Below are 8,996 nucleotides of genomic sequence, written 5' to 3'. Positions count from 1 at the left end.
GGGTTGGGCAGGTGCGGGCTTGGCGGGGGCCGGAGCGGGAGCGGGTCGTGCCGGTGCCGGCTGCGCGACGACCGCCGCCGCCTGGAACGACGATGCCGGGGTCGGCTGCGCGGGACAAGAGGCGAGCACCGACGTCATCGCGGCCTTCTCCGCCGGCGTCACCCAGAGCCCGTAGGCGTTCTTGACGGCGATCTGCCGCGCGACGAACGTGCAGCGGTAGCCGGCGAGCGGCGGGAGCCAGCCCGCGGCATCCAGGTTGCTCTTCGCTTCGTTGAGGGTGCCCTCGACCGCCTGCAGGTTGAGAGGGTCGTTCGCGAGACTGCGACGCTGGTCGGCCGTGAGCGTCTGTGCGCCCGTGGTCCAGGCGTCGGCGAGCGACACCACGTGATCGATCTGCACGAGGGGCGATGTCTTCTCGCCGCGGGTGAATGTCACCACCGCACCGGAGTAGGCCGACGTGAGTGTTCCCGCGGTCACCGTGCAGGAGCCCGGTCGTGTGATGCCGGTCAGATCCCGCGCGAGGATGTCGTTGCGCGTGTCGCACCCGTTCTTGTCGACGTCGGCCCACGCCGGCCCAAAGGCGTCCCGGGAATAGCCGCTGAGCGAGGTCGCCGCCTGCACCGGCAGCGTGGCGAGCACGTCGAGCGCCGATCCCGACGACGCGGTCGAGACGACCACGCTGGCACCGCCGGCCGTGGCGAGGCCCGCCGCCTCGACTGCCTCGTCCGACAGTGAGGTCGGCGTCGGCGTCGGGGCAGCCGGTGTCTGTGAGGCAGTCGTTGCCGGAGCGGATGCTGCTGCCTGCTGCGTCGACGGCCTGTCGAGCCGGCTGCCGGCCGCTGCCGCGGCGCCGACGAAGAGCACCAATCCCATGCCGAATGCGAGGGCGGCCAGCCCCCGCGTCGAGAGGCCGACGACCCTGATGCCGCCTCGCACGAAGGCGACGATCGCGACGACGATCGTGGCCGGCGCCACGACGAGCGCGATGATGATTCCGACCGCCGGCGGTGTGACGGCGGCGACAACGATGAGCGCGACGGTGGCTGCGAGCAGCACGATCCAGCGCTTCCTCCCCACGTTCCCCATGAGCGTCAGCATTTCTCAGTTACACAGCTCTGTCAAAGCTCACACATCGCCGACGCTCATACTTTGCGCTGGAGCATCCGAGGGTCGAACTCGACGAGCAGACCCGTGTGCGGGATCCAGGTTCCACATGGGAGATTCCCGTCCCATCGTCGAATCGATTCGAGGAACGCTCGGACGTGCCCAATAATGGGGGCCATGAGCGTCTCCCCCCGCCGTTTCCCCGACGACTTCCTCTTCGGTGCCGCGACCGCCGCATTCCAGATCGAGGGAGCCGCGCACGTCGACGGGCGCCGCGACTCGATCTGGGACGCGTTCTGCCGCGTGCCCGGCGCGGTCATCGCGGGCGACGACGGCGAGACCGCCTGCGACCACTACCACCGCTACCCGCAGGACGTCGCGCTCATGAAGCGCCTGGGGCTGCAGACCTACCGGTTCTCGGTGTCGTGGTCACGGGTGCGACCCGACGGCGGCGCGCTCAACCCGGCGGGCATCGACTTCTACTCGCGGCTGGTCGACGAACTGCTCGGCGCCGACATCCTGCCGTGGCTCACCCTCTATCACTGGGATCTCCCGCAGGCGCTGCAGGAGCGAGGCGGTTGGACGGTGCGTGACACCGCCGAGCGCTTCACCGAGTACGCCCTCGACGTGCACGACGCCCTCGGCGACCGGGTGAACGTCTGGACGACGCTCAACGAGCCGTGGTGCTCGTCGTTCCTCAGCTACACCGCGGGCATCCATGCTCCCGGCCACTATTCGCGACGCGAGGGGCTGCTCGCGGCCCATCACCTGCTGCTCGGCCACGGCCAGACGGTGCAGCAGCTGCGCGCCCGCGACGCCGACCTGTCGCTCGGTATCACCCTCAACCTCACCGGCGCTCAGCCCGCCGATCCGTCCGACCCGCGCGACCTCGATGCCGCCCGCCGCATCGACGGCCAGTTCAACCGCTGGTTCCTCGACCCGGTGTTCCTCGGGGCGTACCCCGCGGACGTCGTCGACGACATCCGCGCCGTCGACCCCGAGGCGGTCGATGCGCTCGAGGCGGCCGTGCAGCCGGGCGACCTCGCCGTCATCTCGACGCCGATCGACGCACTCGGCGTGAACTACTACCACAACGAGTTCGTCGGTGGACGCGTGCCCGAGCAGGCGCCGCCCGCCGATCAGGCTCCCACCGAGCGCGAGGGCGCCTCGCCCTTCCCCGCCGCCGACGACGTGCACTGGTTCGAGCGGGGCCTGCCGCGCACGGGCATGGGATGGGAGGTGCAGCCCGAGGGGCTCACCGACCTGCTCGTGCGGGTCGCGACCCAGTACGCGGATGCCGCGGGCACCCGCCTCTTCGTCACCGAGAACGGCGCCGCCTACGACGACGAGCTCGTCGTCGATGACGGCGAGCGACGAGTGCACGACGTCGACCGGGTGGCGTTCCTGGAGGGGCATGTCGCCGCGATCCACGCCGCGATCGAGCGGGGTGTGGACGTCGGCGGCTACTTCTACTGGTCGCTGCTCGACAACTTCGAGTGGGCCTGGGGCTACGAGAAGCGCTTCGGCATCGTGCGGGTCGACTACGACACCCAGGAGCGCACGCCGAAGGACTCCGCGCTCGCGTACGCGCGCATCATCGCCGACCGGGCGGTGTGATCGCGCCTCCCTTACCCGCCCGCGTGCCTCACGCGAGGTGCGCGACCAGTTCGTTGTTCCACGGGTCGGCGAAGGTGACGGTGCGGCCGTCGTTCGCGGTGGCGATGCCGTGGTGCGAGAGGCGCTCGCCGAGTTCGCCGATCGCGTCGCCGTCGGGCAGCGCGAGCTCGACCCGGCCGAGGCCGAGGGCGGGCATGCGGGGTCCGGCGCCGCGCGAGTTCCACACGTTCATCGCCATGTGGTGGTGGTAGCGGCCGGCCGACACGAACAGCGCCTGGTTGCCCATGCTCGCGGTGGCGTCGAAGCCCAGGGTGTCGACGTAGAACGCGCGGGCGGTCGCGACATCCCCGACCGACAGGTGCACGTGACCGACGGATGCCGCGTCCCCCGCCGTCGAACCCGCGGCGGCCTGCTCAGTGAGGTGTTCCGACAGGAACGCGTTCGGGTCGAGGTAGAGCGTCGCCATCTCGACCTGGCCGTGGGTCCACGACCAGGCGGTGCGCGCGCGGTCCCAGTAGAGCTCGATGCCGTTGCCCTCGGGGTCGGTGAAGTAGAACGCCTGGCTGACGAGGTGGTCGGCGCTGCCGGTGAAGGTCTGCGGGGCGTGGCGGGCGACGCTGTAGAGCGCGGCGGCGAGGGCCGCGCGACTCTCGAACAGGATCGCGGTGTGGAACAGTCCCGCCGATCCGGCGGGGGCGTGCCGCAGGCGCGGGTCGTGACGCAGGATCACGATGGGCCGGCCGGCGCGTCCGAGGGTGACGGTGTCGCCCTCGGCGGTGAGCACCTCGAGGGTGACGACGTCCCGGTAGTAACGCGTCATCGCGTCGAGGTCGCCGACGAGCAGGGTCACGGCGCCCATCGCGGTGTCGGCGGCGAGTTTTTCATTCATACGAATACTTAACACCCACCGGGCCGCGTCATTCCCGCGGTCAAGCTCCGAGTGTGACCAGAAGCTCGCGGTAGCGTGCGGACGCCCGCTCGACCACCTCGCCGGGCAGCGTCGGCGGCTCACCGGCACCGTCCCAGTGCGCGCTCAGCCAGTCCCGCACGATCTGCTTGTCGAAGCTCGCCATGCGCTCGGCCGGGGTCTCGCCGGTGCGCCAGGCCGCGGCATCCCAATAGCGCGACGAATCAGGGGTCAGCACCTCGTCGGCGAGCGTCATCACGCCGTCCGCGTCGAGTCCGAACTCGAACTTCGTGTCCGCGAGGATCAGTCCGCGCTCCTCGGCGGCGGCAGCGGCCCGGCCGTAGACCTCGAGCGAGAGCGCGCGCAGCGTCTCGGCGTTCTCGACCCCGACGAGCTCGACGGTGCGCTCGAACGTGATGTTCTCGTCGTGCTCGCCGAGCGGCGCCTTGTACGCCGGGGTGAAGATCGGCTCGGGCAGGCGGTCGCCGTTCGTCAGCCCCGCCACGATCGGGATGCCGCACACCGTGCCCGACTGCTGGTACTCCGCCCAGCCCGACCCGGTGAGATAGCCGCGCACGACGCACTCGATCGGCTGCATGTCGAGGGCGGCGACCACCATCGCGCGGTCGGCGACCGCCGCCGGGGGCTCGTCTCCCGTGAGGTGATTCGGGATGCCGCGCCCCCCGTCGCCGCCCGCGAGGCGGTCGAACCACCACAGGCTCAGCTGCGTCAGCACGGCGCCCTTCCCGGGGATGCCCGGCTCGAGCACATGGTCGAAGGCGCTCACCCGATCGCTCGCCACGACGAGGAGGCGGGAGGCCGCGGCATCCGCTGCCGTGTCGTCGGGCACATACAGGTCGCGGACCTTGCCGGAGTACACGTGTCGCCAGCCGGGGAGTGCGGGGGTGCTCGTCACCCGCCCATTATCGCGGGCGCGCCCGTCACGCGTCGGCGATGAGGCGCTTGCCGGTCACCGTCACGTCGACGCGTTCGTATCCGAGCGCATCGTAGAAGCCCAGCACCTGCTCGTTGCCGGCGCGCACCATGAGCTGCACCTTCGGGCAGCCGAGAGCGGGGAGACGGGACTCGGCCTCGGCGACCAGCGCGCGGCCGATGCCCTCGCCACGGTTCCCGGGGCTGGTCGCGAGGTACGACAGCCACCCACGGTGCCCGTCGTAGCCCGCCATCACCGTCCCGACGATCGCATCGTCGTCCGCGGCGACGAGCAGCAGGTCGGGCCACAGCGTGCGTGCACGGTCGATGTCGCGGCGCGGGTCGTTCCAGGGCCGCGTGAGCCCGCTCTCCTCCCACAGTGCGACGACGGCCTCGATGTCGGCGGGCCGCAGGGGTCGGATGTCGCGGGGCATCCCCCGAGGCTAGCGGGGGCTCACTCGGTGAGTTCGTCGACGAACGCGAAGGCCTCTCCGACCGCGGCGTCCCAATGCGCGAGTTCGTCGACATCGAGCACCGCCCACTCCCGCATCGGCCGCCCTCGCATCGCCATGCGTGTGCCCCAGCCCTCTGCGGAGATCTCGTCCACGCGGGCCTCGGGGAGTTTGAGGATGAGGCCGCCGTCGAACCCGACGAAGGCGAACACCTTGCCCCGCACGCGCAGACCCTCGGAGCCGAACATGCGCCCGATGTCGACCCCGTCGCGCGCGAGATAGCGCTGGGCGATGGGGTCGAATGCCTCGTGGGCGCGGTCGCGCGCGGCGTGATCGACCATGCGCACATCGTAGGGCGCGGATGTCGGTGCCCCCGAGCACGATCTTTCCGGAGCGGCTTCCGGATGCCGCCGGCGGGGTATATAGTCCACGTGGACTAATCAACTCGGAGTAATCATGTCGGACTACGTCGATCGCCTCAGCCCCATGGGGGTCATGGTGCTCGCTCTGTTGCGCGAAGGCCCGATGCATCCCTACGAGATGATGCGGCTGCTGCGCGAGCGCCGCGAAGACCGCCTCCTCACACTCGCGAACGGCACGCTCTACCACGCGGTGGCCAAGCTCGCCGCCGCCGAGCTGATCGTCGAGACCGGTGTCGACCGCGACGGCAACCGCCCCGAGCGCACCACGTACGCCCTCACCCCCGAGGGGGACGAGACGGTCGCAGCCTGGGTGCGTCGCGAGCTTCCCCGCATCGACCGGCCCGCCTCGTTCCGCATCGCGCTCGCCGAGGCCCACAACCTCGACCGCACCGAGACCGTCGCGCTGCTGCGTGAGCGCCGCGCCGCGCTCGAGGCCGAGGCCGACGACATCGCCCGCATGCGCTGCGATGCCGACGCCCGCGGGTCCGAGCCCCAATACCTCGTCGAGATCGTGCGGCAGCAGGCGCTACTCACCGCCGACCTCGCCTGGATCGACCGACTCCTCGACGACCTGATCACCCAGGCCTACCCGTGGGGCGTGCACGCGTCCGCGTGAGCCCCGACCCCCCGCATCCTCTTCGCCAGAAAGGCACCCCGTGAGCCAGACCTCCACCGGAGCGACCCGCACCCCCGCGGCCGCCCACCCGCGCAGCCCGTGGCCCGCGCTGTGGGCCCTCATCATCGGCTTCTTCATGATCCTGGTCGACACCACGATCGTCTCCGTCGCCAACCCCGCCATCAAGGCGGCGCTCGATCCCGCGACCTCCAACCTCGACAACGTCGTGTGGGTCACGAGCGCCTACCTGCTCACCTACGCCGTGCCGCTGCTGATCACCGGACGTCTCGGCGACCGATTCGGCCCGAAGAACATCTACCTCATCGGTCTCGCCGTCTTCACGCTCGCCTCGGTCGGCTGCGGACTGTCCACGACCCTTCCGATGCTCATCGCGATGCGCGCCGTGCAGGGCCTCGGCGCGGCCCTGGTCACGCCGCAGACCATGGCCGTCATCACGCGCACCTTCCCGCCGAACCAGCGCGGTGCCGCGATGGGCCTGTGGGGCGCGACGGCGGGCGTGGCCATGCTCGTCGGCCCGCTCGCCGGCGGTCTGCTCGTCGACGGCCTCGGCTGGGAGTGGATCTTCTTCGTCAACCTGCCGGTCGGCGTCATCGGCTTCGTCATGGCCGTCATCCTCGTGCCGAAGCTGCCCACCCACCCCCACAAGTTCGACCTCGTCGGGGTCGTGCTGAGCGCCGCCGCGCTGTTCCTCATCGTCTTCGGCCTGCAGGAGGGGGAGAGCTACGACTGGAACGGCTGGATCTGGACGATGATCGCCGGGGGCGTGGTGCTTCTCGTCCTCTTCGTGTGGACTCAGGCGCGCACCAAGAGCGAGCCGCTCGTGCCGCTCGGGCTGTTCCGGGATCGCAACTTCTCCGCCGCCAACCTCGGCATCGCCGCCGTCGGCTTCACCGTGACGAGCATGTCGCTGCCGCTGATGTTCTTCTACCAGCTCGCCCTCGGGCGAACGCCGACCGAGTCGGCGCTGCTGCTCATCCCCATGGCGCTGTTCGCGGGCGGTCTCGCGCCGGTCGCCGGTCGTCTCCTCGACCGCATCGACCCGCGCCTCATGCTCGTTCCCGCCCTGCTCGCGGTCGCCGGATCCCTCGTCTGGTACGCCCTCATCATGAAGCCCGACACCCCGGTGTGGGCATTCCTGCTGCCCTCGGCGCTCATGGGTATCGGCAACGCGGGAATGTGGGGGCCGCTCGCCACCTCGGCGACCCGCAACCTGCCGCCCCGCCAGGCGGGCGCCGGCGCGGGCATCTACAACACCACCCGCACGATCGGCTCGGTCATCGGCTCCGCCGCGGTCGCCGCCTTCATGCAGGGGCGGCTCCAGGACAATCTTCCCGGAGCGGGCTCGCACACGGGCGACTTCACCGCCGGCGCCCTCCCGAGCATGATCGCGGGACCGTTCGCGACGGCGATGGCGCAGACGATGATCCTGCCGATCGTGGTGATCTTCGTCGCGGTGATCGCCGCGCTGTTCCTGCGCAAGGTACCGGCGCCGACCCACGGCGCGGGCGCTCCCGCCGGCGAGCCTGCTGCCTCGGCCGGCGGCCACTGACCCGACACCACGAGGCCCGCACCCCGATCAGGGTGCGGGCCTCGTGGTGTGCAGGGGCGGATGCCGCGGCTCAGTGCTCCACGACGCGCGCGGCGATGTCGGTGCGGTACTGTCCGCCGTCGAGCTCGATGCGGGACAGGGCGTCGTAGGCGCGCTCCCGCGCCTCGCCGAAGGTGGATCCGAGCGCGACCACGTTGAGCACGCGACCCCCGGTGGCGATGAGTCCCTGCTCGGTGTCGGCGGTCGCGGCGTGCGCGACGTGGACGCCGTCGACGGCGTCGGCGGCGTCGAGCCCGCGGAGAGCGCGTCCGGTCTGCGGGGCATCCGGGTAGCCCTCGCTCGCCAGCACGACCGTCACCGCGACCGCGTCGGCGAAGGCGGGCTTCGGCTGGTCCTCGAGCGTGCCGGATGCTGCGGCCAGCAGCAGCCGCGACAGCGGATCGATGAGGCGCGGCAGCACGATCTGGGTCTCGGGGTCGCCGAAGCGTGCGTTGAACTCGATGACCTTCACGCCCGCCTCCGTGATGATGAGGCCCGCGTAGAGGAGCCCGATGAACGGGGTGCCCTCGGAGTCGAGCTGACGGATGACGGGCTCGGCGACGTCCCGGGTCACGAGCTCGACGAACTCCTCCTCGCCACCGAAGCGCTCCGACAGCCAGGGGAGGGGCGAGTAGGCGCCCATGCCGCCGGTGTTCGGGCCCTCGTCGCCGTCGCGCAGACGCTTGAAGTCCTGGGCGGGGGAGAGCGGCAGCACGTGGTCGCCGTCACTGAGGAAGAAGAGCGACACCTCGGGTCCGTCGAGGAACTCCTCGACGAGCACCGGCCCCGACGGCAGGTAGTGGGCGGCGTGGGCGAGGGCGGCCTCGCGGTCGCTCGTCACGATCACGCCCTTGCCGGCGGCGAGCCCGTCGGCCTTGACGACGTGGGGGGCGCCCAGATCGTCGAGCGCCGCGGCGGTCGACGACAGATCGTGCGCGCGGATCGCCCGCCCGGTCGGCACGCCCGCGGCATCCATGATGCGCTTCGCGAACGCCTTCGAGCCTTCGAGCTGGGCGGCAGCGCGGCTCGGACCGAAGACGGGGATGCCGCGCTCGCGCACCGCGTCGGCGACGCCGGCGACGAGCGGCGCCTCGGGGCCGATCACCACGAGGGCGATGTCGTGCTCGAGTGCGAAGGCGGTGACGGCCGCGGGGTCGACCGGGTCGAGGTCGACGAGGGCGGCGTCGCGGGCGATACCGGCGTTGCCGGGGGCCGCGAAGATGACGTGCTCCTCGTCCTCCGAGCGCAGCGAGAGGATGATGGCGTGCTCGCGCGCGCCCGAGCCGAGGACGAGGATTCTCACCCGGTCAGCCTACCGACGGGCTACCGTCGAGCT

At 71.1% G+C, this 8,996-nt stretch carries 9 protein-coding genes; 3 read left to right on the top strand and 6 right to left on the bottom strand.

Annotated elements, in window-relative coordinates; translation table 11 throughout:
* A partial coding sequence (locus RR49_RS08120) for an HNH endonuclease family protein (protein ID WP_157013178.1) occupies window positions 1-1,098 on the bottom strand: 1,098 nt, incomplete at its 3' end.
* A 183-nt stretch (window positions 1,099-1,281) separates the two neighbouring features.
* Here RR49_RS08120 and RR49_RS08115 point away from each other — a divergent pair.
* Window positions 1,282-2,721: a GH1 family beta-glucosidase gene (locus tag RR49_RS08115; RefSeq protein ID WP_045247558.1), complete on the top strand. Its 1,440-nt coding sequence runs from the start codon at window positions 1,282-1,284 to the stop codon at window positions 2,719-2,721.
* Window positions 2,722-2,749: 28 nt separating this feature from the next.
* Here RR49_RS08115 and RR49_RS08110 read toward each other — a convergent pair whose 3' ends face one another.
* From RR49_RS08110 to RR49_RS08095, 4 genes are read right to left on the bottom strand one after another with little or no spacing between them, the layout of a single operon-like run.
* The gene (locus RR49_RS08110) at window positions 2,750-3,610 is read right to left on the bottom strand and encodes a VOC family protein (protein ID WP_045247557.1); all 861 of its coding nucleotides are present in this window, start codon (window positions 3,608-3,610) and stop codon (window positions 2,750-2,752) included.
* 40 nt (window positions 3,611-3,650) lie between these two features.
* Window positions 3,651-4,544 (bottom strand): phosphoribosylaminoimidazolesuccinocarboxamide synthase, encoded by an 894-nt coding sequence (locus tag RR49_RS08105; RefSeq protein WP_045247556.1) that lies wholly within the window; start codon window positions 4,542-4,544, stop codon window positions 3,651-3,653.
* A gap of 25 nt (window positions 4,545-4,569) precedes the next feature.
* Window positions 4,570-4,995, bottom strand: a complete 426-nt coding sequence (locus RR49_RS08100; protein WP_045247555.1) for a GNAT family acetyltransferase — start codon at window positions 4,993-4,995, stop codon at window positions 4,570-4,572.
* A 20-nt stretch (window positions 4,996-5,015) separates the two neighbouring features.
* Complete coding sequence (locus RR49_RS08095) at window positions 5,016-5,354, bottom strand: hypothetical protein (protein WP_048809094.1); 339 nt, start codon at window positions 5,352-5,354, stop codon at window positions 5,016-5,018.
* A gap of 115 nt (window positions 5,355-5,469) precedes the next feature.
* Here RR49_RS08095 and RR49_RS08090 point away from each other — a divergent pair, with 115 nt between their 5' ends.
* Both RR49_RS08090 and RR49_RS08085 read left to right on the top strand, forming a co-directional pair.
* Complete coding sequence (locus tag RR49_RS08090) at window positions 5,470-6,051, top strand: PadR family transcriptional regulator (protein WP_045247554.1); 582 nt, start codon at window positions 5,470-5,472, stop codon at window positions 6,049-6,051.
* Between the two features lie 136 nt (window positions 6,052-6,187).
* Window positions 6,188-7,621, top strand: a complete 1,434-nt coding sequence (locus tag RR49_RS08085) for a DHA2 family efflux MFS transporter permease subunit (protein ID WP_157013179.1) — start codon at window positions 6,188-6,190, stop codon at window positions 7,619-7,621.
* Between the two features lie 70 nt (window positions 7,622-7,691).
* Here RR49_RS08085 and purD read toward each other — a convergent pair whose 3' ends face one another.
* Window positions 7,692-8,963, bottom strand: a complete 1,272-nt coding sequence (gene purD / locus RR49_RS08080; RefSeq protein WP_045247552.1) for a phosphoribosylamine--glycine ligase — start codon at window positions 8,961-8,963, stop codon at window positions 7,692-7,694.
* Window positions 8,964-8,996: the final 33 nt, after the last annotated feature.

The sequence above is a fragment of the Microbacterium ginsengisoli genome (genome assembly GCF_000956535.1).
Classification (GTDB): Bacteria; Actinomycetota; Actinomycetes; order Actinomycetales; family Microbacteriaceae; genus Microbacterium; species Microbacterium ginsengisoli.
The sequence above is the reverse complement of the archived record's forward strand: the minus strand, read 5'-3'. Positions and strand labels throughout refer to the sequence as shown.